Genomic DNA, 19,334 nt, shown 5'->3' with positions numbered 1-19,334 from the left:
ATGCTGTATGCTGTAATCTCGGATGTCCACTCCAACCTCGAGGCACTGTATGCGGTAATTGAGGACATCAGGAAGAGGGACATTAAAAACATCCTGTTCCTGGGCGATGCAGTCGGATATGGACCCAATCCGAATGAATGCATTGAGCTGCTTAAAAAAGAGTGTCTGGTCCTTCTTGCAGGAAATCATGACCGTGCTGTTACCGGGGATACGCCGTTAGAACGCTTTAATGAAAATGCCAGGACCGCAGTACAGTGGACAATAGAGCATATAACAGAGGAACACCTTGAATTTCTTGGAAAACTGGACATACTGAAGGTGATGGAAAAGGATAATCTCTGTCTCGTTCACTCCACACCAAAAGAACCGGATGCATGGCGTTACATAGTTACACTCAATGATGCAGGGGTTAATTTCCGGTACTTTGAACAAAAGATATGCCTGATAGGTCATAGTCATACCCCATTTATAATGGAAAAACGCCCCTCAGGTGAGCTCATCCTTTACAAAGACAGGGTAACCTTCTCAGAGGCTGCACGGTATATAATTAATGCAGGCAGTGTCGGACAGCCAAGGGACAGGGATCCAAGGGCTGCTTATGCAGTCCTGAATGCAGGGGAAGTGGAAATAATCCGTGTTGACTACAACTTCAGAGAGACCCAAAGGAAGATGAGAGAAGCCGGACTGCCCAAATTCCTGATAGAGAGGCTGGAGAAGGGGATCTGAGCACCCTGAACCGTGCTAAGCACACGGTAACTTTACTGAATCCACAACAATTTTTTGTGTATCCATCCCTTATCACCGAATTCATCCAAAACCTTCACCCATGCACCCTTTCTCTTGATCACCTTAAACGAATCGTATTTTATAGCCGGACTCATAGCGCTCTTTTTAAACCTTGTTCCCGGCCCGCTTCTGACGTTCGCCTTATCTACCTTTACCACTGCACATTTGATTTTAGAGGTAACCAGTTTCCCATGAATCCAGTGCAGATCGCCATCAACATCCTGAACCTTATACCATCCTTTTCTTTTGGCTATCTTCTTCAGGGCCGTGTATTTGAAGACAAGCCACCTCTTTTCATACCTGGTCCCGGGGCCGCCTCTCAGGTTGGCCTCAGGCACGTTAACACACAATGCAAAGGCATAACCGTTAAAAAGAAATATCAACGGGACAAGCAATCCATATAACAGTATCTTTTTCATTACAATGTTAATTATATACTCAGAGCACATACTAATATCAAGCCCTTATTTTCTCACTCCTCATCCCGGTTTGTCAAACACTGCACACAACCTGTAAAATATAGGCTCCGTTTTCACAAAAAAACAGAGTCGCATGATGGAGGAAAGGAAACAATGATACCACGATACACGCGTAAGGAAATGGAGAATATCTGGACACTCGAGAGCAAATACAGGAAATGGCTTGAGGTGGAGATAGCCGCCTGCGAGGCATGGGCAGAGATGGGGGACATCCCTCAGGACGCCCTTAAGGTCATCAAGGAGAAGGCCGGATTTGATACAGAGAGGATCGATGAAATAGAGGCCACTGTCAAACATGATGTAATCGCCTTTCTTACCTCAGTGTCAGAGCATGTAGGGCCTGAGGCCCGCTATATTCATAAGGGGCTGACATCGTCGGATATACTTGACACAGCCCTTGCCCTGCTGATGCGTGATGCAGCAGATATTATTATCAATGATATCGAGACACTCCTTGGCGTCCTTAAAGAGCAGGCATACAGGCACAAGGACACTCCCTGCATGGGCCGCAGTCATGGTATTCATGCGGAACCAATGACCTTTGGTCTCAAATTCGCCCTCTGGCATGAGGATATGAAGCGTAACCTCGAAAGGATGGAAAGGGCCAAAAATGTAATCTCTGCCGGCAAGCTCTCAGGGGCTGTGGGAACATTCTCCAACATCCCGCCTCAGATTGAAGAGATGGTCCTTTCAATGCTTGGGTTAAAACCAGAGCCTGTTGCCACACAGGTTGTTCAAAGGGACAGGCATGCCGAGTATCTCTCCACCCTTGCCATTGTGGCCGCCTGCATTGAAAAGATAGCGGTAGAGATACGGCACCTCCAGAGGACAGAGGTCCTGGAGGCTGAAGAGCCCTTTGCAGTGGGACAGAAAGGCTCCTCTGCAATGCCACATAAACGAAACCCCGTAGGCAGTGAAAACCTCTCGGGCCTTGCCCGCATTGTAAGGGCCAATTCCATGGCAGCCCTTGAAAACATACCACTGTGGCATGAGAGGGATATATCGCACTCCTCGGTTGAGAGGGTAATAATACCTGACAGCACAATCCTTGTTGACTACATGCTAAACAGGCTGAAGGGCATACTTGAGGGCCTTCAGCTCTATCCCGAAAGGATGAAGACAAACATGATGCGGAGCTTTGGCCTCTACAATTCACAGCGTGTTATGCTCGCCCTCACTGAAAAGGGACTCAGCCGTGAGGAAGCCTATGCCCTCGTACAGCGTAATGCAATGAAGAGCTGGAAGGAGGAAAGGGATTTTCAAACCCTTCTCAAGCAGGACCCTGATGTAACAGGACACTTGTCCGCTGAGGAACTCGACACACTGTTCGACCTTTCATATTACCTGAGAAATGTGGATTATATATTCAAACGTGTCTTTGAAAATGCATAACTCACATTAAGGAAACAATTTTTTACTTGACAGGAACATAAAAATATAATAATATTTGAATGTATAGGAGGATACATGCGGTCACTGGGGCAGAGAGCAGAGCTATTGAGGGTTATAGCCCATCCGGCAAGGATCAGGATACTTGAGGAGCTCACAAAGGGGGTTAAGTGTGTGAGCGATTTTGAGGAGTTTTTAGAGATAAGTCAGCCCAATATATCACAACACCTCTCGTTACTCAGGAATCACGGAATTATTGACTATTATATGGATGGAAGACTGAGGTGCTACTTCCTTGTTGACCCGGTAATTCCGGATATCCTGAAACTGCTTGAAAAGGACTACCCCGGATCACTCCCTGCGCCCGCATGCTGCCCTGTTACGAAAAAAGGAAAGTATCCGGGAGAAAGGAGAAGATAAGCATAACGTAACACGTTGAAACTACGAGATTCTGAAATGAATTCAGAATGACATCATATGCGTTTTTTCAGAATTGTGACACAGCCTGTTCACTCGGAATGACCATTTATACAGGAGGACTAAATGCAAAAAGAGATAGTCATGTTTCTCTCCACCACACCGTACAGCTTTGAAAACACCCATACTATCTTCAGACTCGCAGATGCCGCACTGAAAAAGGGGCATAAGGTGAGGCTGATTGCATCAGGGGACGGGGTATTCTCCATAGTAAAAGGACAACTGCCACAGTCTCTCTCTGTAATGGAGGAACTTGTGGGCAGGGGACTCAAGGTGGATATATGAACGGGCTGCATGCAGGGCCGCGGTCTTGCGGCTGAAGATTCCGTTGAAGGCGGAGAGATGAGTTCTCTAAAAGGGCTCTTTGATGTGGTAAAGACCAACCCGGTATTTTTAAACTTCGGGATATAGGAGGAGGCATGGGAAACATGAGCATAATCTTGAGAAGGCCGCCCTACGGTACTGTCGACGCCTCTGAGGCCATTCGTCATGCCCTTGGAGGGGTAACCGAGGATATTGCTGTCAAGCTCATCCTTGTGGACGGAGGGGTCAACGCAGCACGCAGAAATCAGGACACATCCGGCACCGAATATATGAACGCAGGGGAAGGAATCAGAGACTGTATTGATATGGGCGTTGATGTATATGCCGACAAGCTTTCTTTAAAGGACTCACATCTTGAGGCTGACGAGATTGAAGAGGGTGTTATTATTACAAGCAGCTCTGAAATTGCAGAACTCGTGAAAGAGTCAGACACAACAATGATTTTTTAATCCAGGGTTGGAACGATTAATAAAGGAGGTTTTTAAAATGCTTGTGATTATAAAAAGTGCACCTGATACCCCGGAAGGTAAAAGGGGGATTAAGCTTGCGAGAGACATGGCTGCAGATATCTGCCTGATTCAAAACGCTGTCTATTTCGCTCAGATCGAGAGACTCGAGGGCTTCTGCGGCACGGCTTACGCTGTAAAGGAAGACCTTCAGCTCAGGGGACTTCAGGAAGATGACATCGAGAGGGGACTGAAGATAATCGGATGGGATGAACTCATCGATATGATGACAGGTGAAGATAAGGCAATTGGTGCATTTTAAGCACAACATTTGTACCTGAAACAGCAATCCCCGGGGAAAAACCAGCCAGGCTTCATATCCCTAAACTTATAATTACTACCTGACCTTACATTTTTTACTTGACAAAACCTTAAAATTATGATAAAAATATCTGCATGAGCGCCTCGTTACCTCCCCTAAGCTGCTGTCCGTTACCATCGGACAGCAGCCTTTTTTAACACCTGAAACACCTGATTTACCTTCTACATGCCGGGGTGTCATGACCCTTGCCTTAGCTTACTCCAGCCCTTTTGAAAATAAACAATATTTTTCTTCTCAGAGGTGACGGCTAAAATGTACGCCTGTTAGCTGCACTTGAGCCATGGTAATGGCAGATAGAACACCTTATGGGAGGGGGTGGATTCCCCCCGCTTCCGTGACAATTACGGCATCGGTTCTGTACATATGGAGAATCAGCACTTTTGTGGTGAATATATTCCCAGAAATTGACCCTTCCGTTATAACTCGTATCATCAAAGTGACACTGTCTGCAGAGGTACCCGAAACTTTTAGTTCCGCTATTGACTGTTCCGGCAAGGACGCCCCCGTTCACCTCTCTTCTTATCAAATAGTCATTGGGTGAGCCATGAGGTTCATGGCAATCAGTACAGGAAAGCACATAATTGCCAGAATTTGAATTTGAAAATGGAGGGTTTATATCAATGCCTACTGTTGCATTATTCTTTCCATGCTTGTCACCGGACAAGGAAGAATCCCCACCTGCAGTAACCCAGTCAATGGTCGCCAGGGGTCCTCCAAGTGTTGTACTGTAGATCGAGTTTGTCGTATTATGACAGTCCGTACAGAAAGAGACAAAATCCGTAAGGTTAGAGCCATCCTGTGTGGTGGACCCATCAGGCTCAAAACTTGTAGTGGAACCATACCGGTAGGGAGCCTGATATGTTAATGCACCAACATAGTCGCTCATCTTTTCACCAACTCCATCCCCCCAGAGTCCCCAGGCATTATTATCCCTGCTGTGCAGGCTCGGACGCGATACAGGCCAGCCCCTTGTACTGGTGCTCTTGGCGCTATTGGGCGCATTAGGGGGATCTCCCTGGGCAGAGTGCGGATTATGGCAGGCAACACAGGGATTTGAATCAGACGTGTAACTCCATCTGCCGGTAATAAAAGTGCTTATATCATCAAGATTGTGCGAAGTGCCGGAAGAGGTAAAGGAAAATGCCTCAAGGATATCGTTAAGGGTATCAGCAGTCCAGCCACCCGCCCGAAAACTGTAACAACGGTTTATAATACTGCCCCCCGTCTGATAAGAACCCGCATCAGTATGGCAGTCAAAGCAAAAATCAGCTGTCTGGCTTGTATAGTTTGTATCAAACAGCATAAAGCTATCAGGTCCACCGGTAGGGGCCGGCTCTGACCCGCCAATACTTGCATGCTGCTCATGGCATTGGGCACAGAGACCCCTGGGATAATCAGTGGGAAATCCGGCAGCAGAGCGTTTGACCCCATAGTTGCTGTTCCCGTGGGCTGAATCAAGGTAGGGACCGGCACCTGCCTGGCCAATATACAGAAAGACCACTGAAACAAGTAGGACAACCAACAGGATTAATATTCTTTTTTTTCCACGTCTCAACTCTCTAACCTCCGGATTGGCTATTTACTACACGCAACGACCGTGTCATTAATGACTTTAGTTCCTGGATGTATGGCAAACGTTACACCCATACAGGGCTGTCGGAAGAATGGTGCTCTTGTAGTTCCACCTCAGCATCTTGTAGTAGGGAGAGCCATGGGCCCTGTGACAGGAGAGACACATGACCCTGTCGGTCCCGGCGGCAACTGTCCCTATTGCAGCGGTCAACCCGCTTGTCAGTGATGCCGCCGGTCTTCCAACCGGCACTGTAGCCGTATAGGTAGTCGACATGGAGACAAACTCTCCTGAATTCGGGATTATCACATCTGTCGGGTGCCTCAGCCACGGTGAAGCAGAACCGATTCCACTGCTGCCACCCAGATGGAACGTGGAATGACATTCAGAGCAGAGCTCACTGATAGTGCCCTTCATATTTGCCCATGAATCCGTCGTGCCCCTTGTTGCATAGACTTCAGCCAGGTATTCGTTGTGGTCAGTAGTACTCCAAGTATCCTGCCAGTCACTATCCTCAGCACCCTTTATCTTGTATAGGAACCTGTAACTGGTGGGCACATCGGCCCCCTGCCCGGTCAGTGTAAAACCGGCGCCGTACTTGAGTATTGAGTCATCACCGTGATGTCCCCCGCTGACTGCGGCCCACTCATCGGATGAATCCCTGTTACCGTGACAGCCGTTAGACCCTGCACACACCAGACGGCTAACAGTACTGAACCCTGTTAAGGAGGGATCATAGGTGCTGTTATATCCGGGGGGTGTATTGCCGAGTATGACATCCGCCGAGGTCACTATGCCCTGGACATTATGTCCGCTCGAGTCAGCAAGTAAAACATACGAAAAATTCCCTCCTGCAAGGTCTGTAGGATCAGAATGGTAGACCTGGGGAATAGTGTTGAAGATATTAGTGCTGCGATTCTGTGCATGACAACCTATACAATCCCCGCGGAGCAGTCTCCGGTTGGGGGTGACAGAACTGTCATAGTTCATCGGAACACCTCCCTGGCTGTTGTGCATGGTGTGACAGTTACTGCATACACCGCTAACCTCTGCCCGCACTCCGCCAACCAGTATCAGCACCAGCAAAATAGTAAGGCAAATTAGTGTATGGTTCCCTTTTTTCATTGGTTTTGCAAAACACTCCTGAAATATTACATGCAATAGCTATACCACAATACTCACGGTATAAAGATTGCAGGGCAATATTCTGCCTCTCTGTAAATTATGCAAGCCGAGATTGCCTAAAAACACGGTCTCCTTTAACGACTTCAATCATCCATATAATTCTGAAACCGTTTTTTTATCTAACTGCAAAAACGCCTAAACAGTGTAATTCAGCACACACCTTCGGCATCATTTTACTTTTTATGACATTGGATACAGAGCTGCCTCTTTCTATCAAAGGTAAGCATAAAATCAGCCTTGGCAGAATGCATACTATGACATGAAATGCAGGTAAGCGACTTACCGTTACGCGGGTCTATGACGCCGGCACCTAAAGGATGGGTGATTTCATGCTGTGATTCATGGCAACTGGAACAGGTTACAATATCATCTGTCCTGAAATAAAGAGGCCGACCTGAGTGCAGCGGCACATGACATTCAAAACACTTCCTGTCCTTGACAGGAGCACAGCGGATGGACTTCAATGTCTTCTCCATCAGGGCAGTCCTTTTTTCTGTCTTCTCATGGCAGTTGAGACAAACGCCTGATTCATTTACTGTCAGGTTCTCCTTTTTCGATGCATGAGGATTATGACACATGGTGCAGACATTCTTCATATTGGCGCCGTGGACATCCGCACCTTTGAGTGTTGCGATGACCTTTTTATGGCAACCAAGGCACAAGGCCTCGCCCTCTCTTTTAGTGGTTATCTTCCCATTAGCAACAAAAGGTTTATGGCATTGTTCACAATCCTTTTTCAGAAAGGCCGTATGACCATAAGGACCGAGGAGACCTTTGGTATCAGAGGTATGTCCTGTGTGACATTCGGTGCAATTCATTCCTTTTGTGATATAACTTATAGAGACCCCGCCCGCCTTACACCGTGGAGCATGACAGCTTTTGCACAGCCTGGCAGGGGCGGCAAGCAACTGATTCTCCTCCGAAGATGCGTGAGCATCATGGCATGATGAACATTTTCCTTCCTTAAAAACTGCGTGCACTTCAGGCTTGTCAAGTTGCCCTTTAAGATTCTCGTGGCAATTCCAGCAGAGTCTCTTTTCCTCGCTGACCAGGAGGTATTTATTTTTTCCGCTATGGGGTGTGTGACAATCCGTACACACGCCCCTTTTAAGGGCACCGTGCAAGCTGGATTTCCGGATAAGTTTTCTGATACCTTTATGACAGCTCAGACACAGGGAATTGATATCATCCTTTATCAGGCCCTTTGTATCACTTACATGTGAGCTATGACATGAAATGCACATACCCTGTTTAAACGGGAAATGGACATACCTGTCAGACAGGCCTTCCTCAAGCTTTACATGACACTGATAGCAAAGCTCAGGCACACTCGTTTTAAGGTCAGCCCGGGCATAGGCATTACTGTTCAGGGCTGACAAGATAAACGTTATCAGCATGAAGCTTACAGCGATTAAGGTTACTGACAGGAATCTTCTGTCATTTATGACAGGCTTCACAGTCCCTCCTGGCAAATGGATCATGCTTTATCTTTTTAAGCATCCCCGGCTTTTCTGTTACATGGGGTTCATGACAGCTCAGACACTGCCTGATTTGGGCCAAAGGTTTTCTGTGTACCTTCAACAGTCTCTCCGTATCTGTCGAGTGGCATTTAAGGCATAACGCCGGGTCTTTGGCATTCAGCAAGTCCTTTGATTCAGAATAATGAGAGCGATGACAACTCAAACAGTCCCCCTTTTCCATATCTATATGCCCTTTTCTGGCACTGGTAGTCACTACCCTTTCATGACAGGAAAGACAGAGCTCCGAGGGACGGCTTAAGAGTTGATACTCAACCCTGGTCCCATGCGGGCTGTGACAGGCCGTACATTTCCCCTCATCCACGGGCAGGTGCCTGTTTTTGCTGCCTTTCAGTGCAGCCTTTGTGCTTTTATGACACTTGTAACAGAGCTCCGCCATGGGCGTAAGTGTATTTGCCGTGTAATCACTGGCATGGGGGGCATGGCATGTCAGGCAGGCCCGGTCCCTGAATGGAGGATGCATCTCTTTTGCCTTAACATCCGGCAACATACCATCATGGCAATCAAGGCAGAGCTGATCCGGTGAATTGCTCAGCAAACCCTTATTTTCAGATGCATGCGCCTTATGGCAGGAGAGACACTCTCCTTTATTCACAGGTGTATGGATATAGGTCTTAAAAAACTCCTTCTCCTCCTTTTGATGACAGCTATAGCATAACCGGGCTCGCACGGCCTTAAGCATAACCGGGGTATCCGTACCATGAGGGTCATGGCATTTTGTACATTGAAGCTCGGAGAACGGCTTATGCGTGGATATTTCTTTTAACTCCTTTTTCATATCAGCATGACATGTAAGGCATATCTGCCCCTCAGGTGCATTCAGATAAAAAGGGTTCTCAGAGCCATGTGGGTCGTGACAGACTGTGCAGCCCTCCTCCTTTATTGGTGCATGCAGGTTAGTCACGTCAATCTTCGGCTTGTCGGCATGACACTTTAAACAAAGCTCCTTTTCATCCATAAGGGTAATTTTCGGATAATCCGAGGCATGAGGACTGTGACAGTCAAGACATTTACCTTTACCAGCAGGAGGATGCCTGTAAGCTGTCTTAAAATCCTTTTCTTCCTTCTTGTGACAGCTATAGCATAGCTTGGCATCCTGAGCAATAACACCGAGTGGATCCGGGCCTTCCGATGGTTTATGACAGGAACTGCATTGCCCGAGTTCCAGAGGAACATGGACTGATTTCCTGAGCAATTTATCATTTGTTGAGCTGTGAGGGTTATGACAACCTGTACATTTGCCCTGTTGAACCGGATAATTCTTATGTGCCTTCCTGAAACCGCCCGTAGCAGGGTCATGACACGAGCGGCAGAGATCCGCTTCATCCTTTATGAGATTGTCCTTATATTGAGAACCATGGGCTGCATGGCATGTAAGACATCCGTCTGAAAGGGGCTCATGGCGATTAGCCCTCATAAAAGGAACCCTGTCATGACAGGTAAAGCACTGCTCACTGCCCGTCTCTTTCTGAAGAAACCTGTTTTCAGATGCATGGGGGTTATGGCAGGGGACACACCTGCCCTGCTTCAGGGCGGTATGCACATTGGATAACTTATCCATATCCGAGGCCATCTTCCGGTGACAGGTAAAGCAGAGCTTTCGCTCCTCCCTCTCCTTGAAGGATTTAACGGCAAGCCTTCCATGACGAAGGTGGCAGGCCTCACAATCCTGTTTGCTTACCGGAGAATGCACATACTTCTTCTGAAATTCATTCAGCTTCTCCTTGTGACAATCCAGACAGGGTTTTGGTTCAAAACCCCGCCTTCTTGCTGTATCTTCAGGAACGCATGCGTAGATGAGGCTTAAGATAAAAAACAGAAGGAGGACTTTTAAGATATTCTTTCCTTTGGAGTTAATCATTCCTCTCACAATTGCCAACCTCTATCCGGGGTTTCCCGTTTACCCGGTTTGGATAATTTATCCCTGACCGGTTTCGTTTGTCAAGGACAAACTATTTCTGCAATCCTTCCTCTATTGACTTTACTGCCTCATCATATATCTTTATACGTGCCTTTGCCCTCAACTGTACCACAAACTCGTCCCGGAGGGCATTGAACTCTTCTTTAAAATACGCCTTGTAAACAGCATCTCTTACTTCTTCGAACCTCCTGACTTCCCCATCAACCTTTCCCTGCAGCCGGATTATTCTATAGGATGAATCAACCTTGAAAATCGGGCTTACCTCTCCTGTCTTCAGTGTAGCCACAAACTCCCTTACAGGCCCTGGAAACTTCTGCATGGTAAGCCATCCAACCTCTCCACCTTTTGGACCTGCAGAATCAATTGACTTATTCTTTGCCAGCCATGAAAAATCAGCACCATCCTGCAGGCTGCTCAATAGGTTCCTGGCCTCATCCATGGTCTTCACCGTAATCTGCTGAACTCTAAACCTGTCGGGGCCGGCAAATTTTCCCCGGTGTTTCAGATAGTAGTCTTTCAATCTCTTATCTGAAACTTCGATCTTCGGGATAATTGCTTTATTTATGAACACCTTCTTTAAAAGCTGATTCTCATAGCGCTCTATCTTTTTCTTCAAATCGGGAGTAGTATCGTAACGCCGGCCAAGCGCCTCCTGGTCAACTATCTTACGGTCAATCCAGCTATTAAGGATATATTCATTTGATTTACCCCTGTAAGCAGTGGCCATTGCGACAAACTCACCTGCTGTAAGGACCGAACCATTCACCTCTGCCACTACCCTTTTATCCTTTGACCATTCCACTGCTTCCTCGTCTCCTTTATCCGGACTGATAGCAGAAAGAATATCCTTATTAATCTTAATGACAGCGTGTTCACGAAGATATTCCAGATATTCATCAGCACGCTCTTTTTCCCTTTGTTTCCTGATAACCTTTTCTATCTCTTTTCGGACATTTTTGAGTTCTTCATCAGGCGCCTCTTTCCTGCTGAGCAGCATTACTATATAATATTTATCCCGTATCTTCAGAATATCACTCAACTCACCCGGGCTGAGCCCGGCAATAGTTTCAGCAATATAAGCCGGCATGGACCTTCGTGTAAGAACAATCTCTCCCCCGTTTTCCCCGGAACGATGGGTAGAGTACTTCCGGGCAAGGTCACTGAAATCAGCTCCCTTCTTTAGTTGTCCTGCTATATTACCGGCCTCTTCCTCTGAACTTACCTCAATAATGCCAAGCGAAAACCTCTCATAGTTCTTCCTGTAATAACTTACAATATCCTCATCCGATATTGAGACCTTCTGCGAAATCTCCTCGTCATAAAGCTTCACGACCGACTCCCTCAGGATATACGCCTTAACGGCCTGTTGAACCTGAGGGTCCTGCTCCATGCCCATACGGCGGGCTTCCTCAATAATCAACATATCATCAATCAGTTTTTGCACATACTCTGCCAGACTTAAATTCCCCGCAGAGGAAAGGTCTTCCCTGCGATGGGCTATCTGCAGCGAATATTTCAAATCTTCTTCGGTAATGGGCTCGCCATCTACAACCGCTAATATTTTTCCCTTTGCCGTTACATCTCCCCTCTGCAGAAGTGATGCACAACCACCCACAAAAGCAAACAGTAAGCAGAGAACAACAACCGGGAAGATTCCCGAGCTCAAGTCTGTGGTTTTTCCTGTACCAGAGGAGCTGCCGGACTTAACCCCCGACTGTTGACCGGTGACTATTGACTGCGTTTGTGCCATCTTGCTATCTCCGTTTTTTATCATCTTCATCGCCTGTACGTTACCGTGACAAGCACCCTCCTGTTTTTTTTCACCTCAGGGTCATTTATATTCTCTTTTGTAGGTATCTCAGGATAAAGAAGACCGTCTTCGCCGAAATATTTGATTATTATCCTGTCTTCTGCTACATCTCCATGTTTGATCAGAAAATTCCTCACAGCAAGTGCCCTTCTCCTGCTAATTTCATAGTTGAACCGCTTAGGGCCATGCGCACATGAATGACCCTCAATTGTAATACCTGTTATCTCCCTGGCATTCAGGAAATCAATAAATCCGAGTAAGATACTGTACGCATCCTTTCCGATTTCTGCACTTCTGTAATCAAAATATATCGTCGTCCGGAACTCTCTTGTAATGGGGGGGCTCCGTTGGTCTATTTCAGGTCCCCGATAAGTTTCAGACCCTTTCTGTAAATTTGCAGGCAAAGGTATTTCAGGAACAACTTTCTTTGTTTTAGGAGGTGGCTCTGAAACAACAGGAACTGGTCCCCCACATACTTTCTCAGCCCTCTTTACTAATTTTGAGACCACCCTAAAAGCCACTTTATCCACAGATCTTATCCTTCCCCAGTCGAGGACAATTATATTGTCATCACCCCTTAGTTGAGAGCTATCGCACCACAGGAGCCTGTTTTTACCGGCATCTACTATTCTGGCGGCTATAGAGACCTCGGGTGGAGAGGCAGTATTTAGTCCGTCAGAGTAAAGCTCCACAGTCCCGACTAAAAAGCCATCCACCCACAGGGACTTTGAAAGGGCCTTCACATACCTGTAATCCAGTTCCCCCCTCTCCCTGACCCTTAAATCCACTACTGCTCTTCTGACTTCTCCGAACTCCACCGGTTCAAAAACAGGATTCTTGAATAATTCCACTAAAAACATGTACGTAGCTATTATACCGGCATCTCTGACTCCACTGTTATTGCGAAACGGCATCACGGCAATTCTGTAAGTATGTTCCGTCTCTTTACGGGACGGCATGGTGGTGAAAGAGGCAAGCAATCTGTCCGCAACCCTGGGAAGCAGCTTATCCATGGTCTTTATTCTACCCAAACCCAGGATTTTAGTGAAATCGTCTCCGGTAGCAGAGGCATAATCAGCCCACAGGATAAGGCCGGTGGATGAATCAACCAGGCGGGCTGATAAACCAATCCCTGGATTTTCTCCCCGCAAAAACAGATTAACGGAACCGAGCAAAACGGCCTTTACATTCAATTCCTTCCCTATCTTCCTGGCCATATCCTTTGAAATGTACCCGGTAGCCCTGACTCTCTCTTTAAGCAGGAACCTGTTGAGGCTATCCTCATCCACTACGTCAAACCCTTTGTCTTCCAACCGGGTTCTCAATACCGGCATAACGTACCTCAGGGCATCTCTGTCCTCGCTTAGATTCACAAGAGGAAAGAGGGCTATCCTTTCCTTCAGCTCTCTCCCCTCTCCACGGGGTGATTGGGCTGCATAGCAAATATTGGTAATAAAGAACAACGAGAAGATAACGATTAGCAAAGAAGACGCCAATCGGTTAGGGCTACAAAGTATGTTTCGTCTCACGGCCACGTTGTTCAGTTTTTTTTTATTCATTTGTCACATGTCGACAATCTTTAAAACTATGATATAAACAGACTATTCTCAGTATTTAGCAAGTGTCCGGATAGCATCTTTTACTACCCTCAACAGTGTCTCGCTCATGGTCTCTGTCCTCGCACCAAAATGTCTGGCCATAAAACCGCCCCCCACACCTGTGCTTGTAACCGACCAGATAATGCTCCCTGAACCTGTATCCGCCATCATCAGGGTAATTGTCACGTTTGGTGCAGAGATATTTCCCATCCTGACCATTCCGAACTGCTCAACCGAACCGAAAATAACAGCCTGAACACCAAGGGCCTTACCTAAAGCCTTTATCTGTTCAGCATTCAGGGATGAGACAGACTTAATCCCCAGACGGTCAATTGCAGCCATTACCTCTCCGGGAACCACCACATCAACAAGACCCGAGGCCAGCAGTTCACTTATAAGCACCTGTCTTACTGCTTCGGCGGCAAATCTCTCATTGGTCAGATTATTTAAAGGCAATACCGCCACCCGTTTTATAAAACCGAAATCCACATCCTGACGGATATGAAATGAAGGCATGCTGCTACGACATCCTGCGCCAAGGAGCAATAGACAGAGCATACCTGTCAGGGCATATTTCTTCACCAGGTCCATATCGTTTCTCCTTTTACTCTTCAATAGTCAATAGTCAATGGCAAATGATAAATGGTTATCCTGTTCTCAATTAAGCATTCACTTTTAAAATAATGCATCAATGGTCTCTTTTACAACCTTCCTGGCGGTTTCACTTAATGTAATGCCCTCTGTACCAAAGTGTCTGGTCCAGAAACTGGGACCGCCTGCTGTATTCCAGGCAGACCATATAATATTACCGGAGGATGTATCAAGTATCATCAGATGGATTGACACCTCAGGATAAGAGGCCGTAATTCCCCTGCTTATCCCAAAGGCCCCGACCGAGCCCATCATTACTGCCTTTACATTCAATTTTTCCCCTATCTTCTGTATATCCTCAATCGTTATACCTCTAAGGGATCCGACCTTTAATTCCCTCAGTACCCTTGTTACCTCACCGGGCTCGATAACATCGACTCCCCTGTTAATGAGCTCCGAGATAACCAGGCCCCTGATCTTTTCACCGGCATATTCATCCGTGGTAAGGGTTTCCAGCGGTAATACCGCTATCTTCCTTATATTGCGGACATCTACATCCGGCCGGATATATTGTTTCGGGCTACCACAACCCCACATGAAAATCAGCAAAAGAGACAGGGCCGGAAGCAGAGGCCAGCGAAGCATTCTGTTTTGCTTTCTTCTCTTAACTCTATCAATCATATTCTATTTCGGTGAATCGTTCTCTAATACTGACTCTAATTATAGTTCAGACACCTCAGAATCTGCAATTCAAATTTGCACCAACAATATAGGTTTCCATCTTTTTCTCCCTGACACTCCGTGTATAGTTATACGTGAAACGGATATCTATAAACTTTGTAATATACCATAACCCATAGCCGCTGAGCGAGTCGTCAGTTGAAATCTCCGGTTCAGAACGGGCATGCTGATAGTTTAAATTCACTTTAAGGACAGGCACGGGAAGCCAATCAATTAAAATTCCCTCGGCGGTAGTTGTATTGCCATCGATATCCGAAACCCTGAAACTTCCGGAAAGATTGATAAACCGGCCCGGCCGATATGTAATTATTGCACCCCCCTCTTTTGAATTCGAAGACGTATCGTCTGACGATTGACGGTTAAAACCATATATGAGATTTCCTGTCAGCTTCCGGGTAAGAAATGCATCAAGTGAGCCACGGATAAAGCGGGAAGTGAGGTGAGAACCAGCTGTATAAGATTTTGACTCCGTGTATCCCATATCGGTAATCATGTTGACATCCCTGTAAAGTCTCGAACCTACACTTAACAGCAATGAGTTATTCAGGGACTGTTTCTCACCAAAGCTGAATCTGTCACTCCTGATTAATGCAAGGGTTGTATCAAGAGTTGGCAAGGGAACTGAGTTAAAGGAGAGGGAATAGATATTTGAGCTGATATCCGCCTCATCTTTGTTGTCGAACGCCTCATTCCTCTGAAAACGGAAAATGGTAGTAAGCAACCTGTGGGTTAACCATGTTGAGGTCACACTGTAAGTCCTTGTTATATTACTAACCAGCCCTTCTTCATCCCCTGCCGTGGATTTACTGAAAATATTTACAAAAATACCACTTATGGAGTCCGGGAGTGACACAGTGTTCTGATCTGTCCTGTCAATATAGTAATTAAAGAGAAGGCTTAACCTTTTTACGGGCATCAGGTTCACACTGAGGTTTAGGCCCTGAGTAAAAACCCTCGTCACCTTGGTAATCTCACCTGTATCGGGAATTGAGTCCATACCGTAAGCCTCGATTTCCGTTACCATAACATCACTTAAGCTGGAAGTAAACATATTTATCACCTTGAAATAGCGTGCACTCTGAGCAGAAGAGAACCTTATCTCATACCGGTAGATATTATTAGCTATATCAGTAGATACCACCACACTCTGGATATCTATTTCCGTCCATGTCCCTTGATTAACGCTGTTCCTGTAGACCTTCCAGTTATTCGGATTTATAAGACTAATATCTGAACTGACATCCTTGTCCACATAAATGTATAACCTGTCTACTTCCTCCAATGATGACAAAAGCTCTATACCTATATTATTGTACACTTGGCCGTTACTGCCGATATTGATTCCGGTTGACGTTTGATAATCCTTATCAATCAGGGATGGCTTGTCATTCAATATATCCACTTCCTGTTGAATGGGGATGGTCGTATCTATGGCATAGAGCCCGCTAAAGGGTGTTCGCTCGAAAAGCACGTTGCCCGTCTGGTTCACGAACTGCTGCCTCCTGTTCCGCACATAGTTCCCCTGATAGACTGCGGTCACCCTGGTACTGCCCTCCTGAAAAGAACGGGAGTAACCGATTCTGTACAGGCCGTTAAAATTGTCACCGATTGATTTAGCCAGTATAGATGTCGGAGTCTCATCCACGATATGCCTGTAAGTAAGGTTATAGGAAAGGTCTAAATCCTTGAACGAGTACTGATATATGGAGCTTCCGGAATATCCGGAATATACGCTATTGGTTTTGTCTGTTTCATTAATAAGGAAATGGGTGTAGTCCCTCTTCCTGTCGAACTGCAAGGATAGGGAAGGCAATTCCAGGGGTTTTATATTGAGGCGTGAATAATAATACTCGGACGTTTCTCTGCTGTCATCTCTCAGGTGCGCGGTTGACCACTGCTCCTGACGGCGATAACCTGTACTCAGGTCATAGATGGAGTTCCGGAGGAACAGGTCTATTGCAGGCTCAACAGCCCTCTTGTAAGTAGTGGTGGTCACACCTTCAGGGTCGGTAAAGTCGGAATCCAGCAAACCTGTCCTGAAATAGAGTTGATAGGAGAGCATCGGGGTGATTGATTTATCCAGACGCAGATAGAAATTTCGATAAAACGTCTTGTTGACTGATATTTCCTTGTCATCCTCAAACTGTTTTGTAGTCCTATTATTTAAGTCTGCCCATCCCTTGAGCCCTTCGGCAAAAACAGGGCTGCCAAGACAGGCAGTCAGTAAAGCTATTCCGATAATCTTCCATAATATCTTCCGCATAAGCTCGTCGGTTATTTGTCAATGATTGCTACCTGTTTACCATTGACCATCGTTCTGCATGAATTCAAGACTAAAATCATCTTTAACTCTCTATCTCAATTAATCAGCAGTTTTTTTCATCTCTGCTCTCTGGTTAATCAAGTTTTCACTCATAATACGGAAACATTGCTATGCCATACGGGTTTTTACCCACAGGGATAACCCGTTCTACTTTTCTTGCAGTCTTATCCACTACCGAGACATTATCAGACTCCCTGTTAACTACATAGAGATTTCTGGCCTCGGGGTCCATAATCATGGACCTCGGTGAAGTTCCAACAGGTATTGTACCTGTTACCAGGGGCATTACCGTATCCGCAGTATAGTAATTCTCCAGAAAAGGTCTGATAATCATTATCTCGCCGGGAACCTCCCTCAACAGATAAATCCTGTCAAAGGTCGGGTCAACAACAACTCCTGTGACAGAGGTACCCACAGAACTGATATCGCTGACAGCGCCTGCCTCATTTCCTTTAATAACCTCTATGATATCTATGACCGAGAGCCTGTCAGAACCATAATTAGCTACATAGACCTTCCCTCTCTGATAGTCTACTGCAAGCGCCACCGGGTTCCATTCTACACTTAACCTGACAACTTCTTCAAACCTGTTTCTCTGCAGGTCCATCCTCAGCACCGAGACATCCCTGGAATCCTTATTAACTACATACACATTAAAATATCTTTCACGGTAATTCCTCAAGATGTTAACATCCTCAAGGCTGAGGAACCGCGACGCCGTGACGGTCTCCGCCGGGGGGTCTACTGCCACTGCTATCGGACCATTCCCAACATCTACCTTGTCTATCTCCTGATAGGTTGTGGCATCAACAACGGATACAGTGTCAGAGCCATAATCGGCCACAAATATGAGTTCTTCTCCAGAAGGTCCCCTTGCCACGGCTATCCCCTCCGGCTCACTGCCAAACCGGATCGGTATCTCCTGTTCCACCTTATTCGTGGTGGGGTCAATCACTGAAATGCTGTTAGAACCTGAATTGGCCACATAAACCCTCAACCTCTCCCTTCTCAGGCCTGCAGCAATACCCCTGGGTTTTCTTCCCACCCTTACAGTTGCCACTACCTCACCTAATTGTCTGTTAATAACGGAGACATTATCCGAATCCTCATTGGTAACATAAACAAGGAGGCTGCTCAGTTCCGGGACCTGACCCTTAACAGAAAAGTCAGGTTTAAACAGGTATTTATCAACAACAGATGCATCTGCATCCCAGGTCAGGAACAATGATGTGTTCTGGTCTTTATATATCGTAATACTTACAGGTATCTCTATTCCCTCGGGAGGCAAGGCTAAACGTGCAATCACGCCTTTTCTCCTGATCAATGCCCGGCTTACAACAAACCGGAGTTTTTTATATCTGCCCTCCGGTAGAGTTTTTTCGGCCAGGAGTATCTGACGGCCCCTCATGGCAAGGGAATTTATATTCAGAGGGGCACTCATTAACTCTCTATAGGTACCGTCCTCTGCCATAATATCAACAGCAGCCAGATCAAATGAAATATCCACGGAAGCATCATCAGTCCCCTTCAGAAAGAGGTCAATCTGTCCCTGAGAATGCCTTGAAACCTCTTGCTGTCCTTTAATTGTAGTGCATCCCGTTAAAAGGAGAACCGAGCAAAGGACTAAGAGTACGGAGATCATTACTAAAACTGCAGTGTCTTTATAAAGCTGTACATTGTTCGACATAAACTCCCCGTGTTCTGACAGAATCTTTTTGTTGTATTCGCTATCAACACAATCTGTGGATAATTCCTGCTTATCTATATCCATCCC

Annotated in this window: 17 protein-coding genes; 6 read left to right on the top strand and 11 right to left on the bottom strand. The window is 46.3% G+C overall.

Annotated features, from left to right (window positions below; all coding sequences use genetic code 11):
• Positions 1–726, top strand: coding sequence for a metallophosphoesterase family protein (locus tag VST71_06155; protein MEC4685295.1), 726 nt, complete (start codon positions 1–3; stop codon positions 724–726).
• A gap of 32 nt (positions 727–758) precedes the next feature.
• Here VST71_06155 and VST71_06150 read toward each other — a convergent pair whose 3' ends face one another.
• Positions 759–1,205 (bottom strand): SH3 domain-containing protein, encoded by a 447-nt coding sequence (locus VST71_06150; protein MEC4685294.1) that lies wholly within the window; start codon positions 1,203–1,205, stop codon positions 759–761.
• 153 nt (positions 1,206–1,358) lie between these two features.
• Here VST71_06150 and purB point away from each other — a divergent pair, with 153 nt between their 5' ends.
• The 5 genes from purB to VST71_06125 all read left to right on the top strand — a co-directional run bounded on the left by purB (position 1,359) and on the right by VST71_06125 (position 4,223).
• A complete protein-coding gene (purB, locus tag VST71_06145) occupies positions 1,359–2,657 on the top strand; it encodes an adenylosuccinate lyase (protein ID MEC4685293.1) in 1,299 nt (432 codons plus the stop codon).
• A 75-nt stretch (positions 2,658–2,732) separates the two neighbouring features.
• Complete coding sequence (locus VST71_06140) at positions 2,733–3,074, top strand: metalloregulator ArsR/SmtB family transcription factor (protein MEC4685292.1); 342 nt, start codon at positions 2,733–2,735, stop codon at positions 3,072–3,074.
• Between the two features lie 123 nt (positions 3,075–3,197).
• A complete protein-coding gene (locus VST71_06135; protein MEC4685291.1) occupies positions 3,198–3,416 on the top strand; it encodes a DsrE family protein in 219 nt (72 codons plus the stop codon).
• Between the two features lie 143 nt (positions 3,417–3,559).
• Complete coding sequence (locus VST71_06130; GenBank protein MEC4685290.1) at positions 3,560–3,904, top strand: DsrE family protein; 345 nt, start codon at positions 3,560–3,562, stop codon at positions 3,902–3,904.
• Positions 3,905–3,941: 37 nt separating this feature from the next.
• The gene (locus tag VST71_06125) at positions 3,942–4,223 is read left to right on the top strand and encodes a DsrH/TusB family sulfur metabolism protein (protein ID MEC4685289.1); all 282 of its coding nucleotides are present in this window, start codon (positions 3,942–3,944) and stop codon (positions 4,221–4,223) included.
• 307 nt (positions 4,224–4,530) lie between these two features.
• On the opposite strand, the gene VST71_06120 is transcribed toward VST71_06125, so the two are convergent.
• The 10 genes from VST71_06120 to VST71_06075 form a co-directional block, all read right to left on the bottom strand.
• Entirely contained in the window at positions 4,531–5,838 is a 1,308-nt protein-coding gene (locus VST71_06120) for a cytochrome c3 family protein (GenBank protein ID MEC4685288.1), read from the bottom strand.
• A 57-nt stretch (positions 5,839–5,895) separates the two neighbouring features.
• The gene (locus tag VST71_06115; GenBank protein MEC4685287.1) at positions 5,896–6,978 is read right to left on the bottom strand and encodes a cytochrome c3 family protein; all 1,083 of its coding nucleotides are present in this window, start codon (positions 6,976–6,978) and stop codon (positions 5,896–5,898) included.
• Positions 6,979–7,211: 233 nt separating this feature from the next.
• Entirely contained in the window at positions 7,212–8,495 is a 1,284-nt protein-coding gene (locus VST71_06110; GenBank protein MEC4685286.1) for a cytochrome c3 family protein, read from the bottom strand.
• Positions 8,476–10,437: a cytochrome c3 family protein gene (locus VST71_06105; GenBank protein MEC4685285.1), complete on the bottom strand. Its 1,962-nt coding sequence runs from the start codon at positions 10,435–10,437 to the stop codon at positions 8,476–8,478. Before VST71_06105 ends, VST71_06110 begins: the two co-directional genes overlap by 20 nt.
• A gap of 91 nt (positions 10,438–10,528) precedes the next feature.
• Positions 10,529–12,247 carry a peptidyl-prolyl cis-trans isomerase gene (locus tag VST71_06100; GenBank protein ID MEC4685284.1) on the bottom strand — a complete coding sequence of 573 codons (1,719 nt, stop codon included), beginning with the start codon at positions 12,245–12,247 and terminating at the stop codon, positions 10,529–10,531.
• Positions 12,248–12,273: 26 nt separating this feature from the next.
• On the bottom strand, positions 12,274–13,791 hold the full coding sequence (locus tag VST71_06095; GenBank protein ID MEC4685283.1) for an OmpA family protein: 1,518 nt from the start codon (positions 13,789–13,791) through the stop codon (positions 12,274–12,276).
• Between the two features lie 123 nt (positions 13,792–13,914).
• Entirely contained in the window at positions 13,915–14,496 is a 582-nt protein-coding gene (locus tag VST71_06090) for a hypothetical protein (GenBank protein ID MEC4685282.1), read from the bottom strand.
• 84 nt (positions 14,497–14,580) lie between these two features.
• Positions 14,581–15,141, bottom strand: coding sequence for a hypothetical protein (locus tag VST71_06085; GenBank protein MEC4685281.1), 561 nt, complete (start codon positions 15,139–15,141; stop codon positions 14,581–14,583).
• Positions 15,142–15,232: 91 nt separating this feature from the next.
• A complete protein-coding gene (locus VST71_06080) occupies positions 15,233–17,500 on the bottom strand; it encodes a hypothetical protein (GenBank protein MEC4685280.1) in 2,268 nt (755 codons plus the stop codon).
• A gap of 145 nt (positions 17,501–17,645) precedes the next feature.
• Positions 17,646–19,331, bottom strand: coding sequence for a DUF4382 domain-containing protein (locus VST71_06075; GenBank protein MEC4685279.1), 1,686 nt, complete (start codon positions 19,329–19,331; stop codon positions 17,646–17,648).
• Between the last annotated feature and the right edge of the window lie 3 nt (positions 19,332–19,334).

It is taken from the genome of Nitrospirota bacterium, from assembly GCA_035873375.1.
Taxonomy (GTDB): domain Bacteria; phylum Nitrospirota; class Thermodesulfovibrionia; order Thermodesulfovibrionales; family JdFR-85; genus BMS3Bbin07.
Note: the sequence above shows the minus strand (reverse complement) of the source record. Positions and strands in the feature narration are given on the sequence as shown.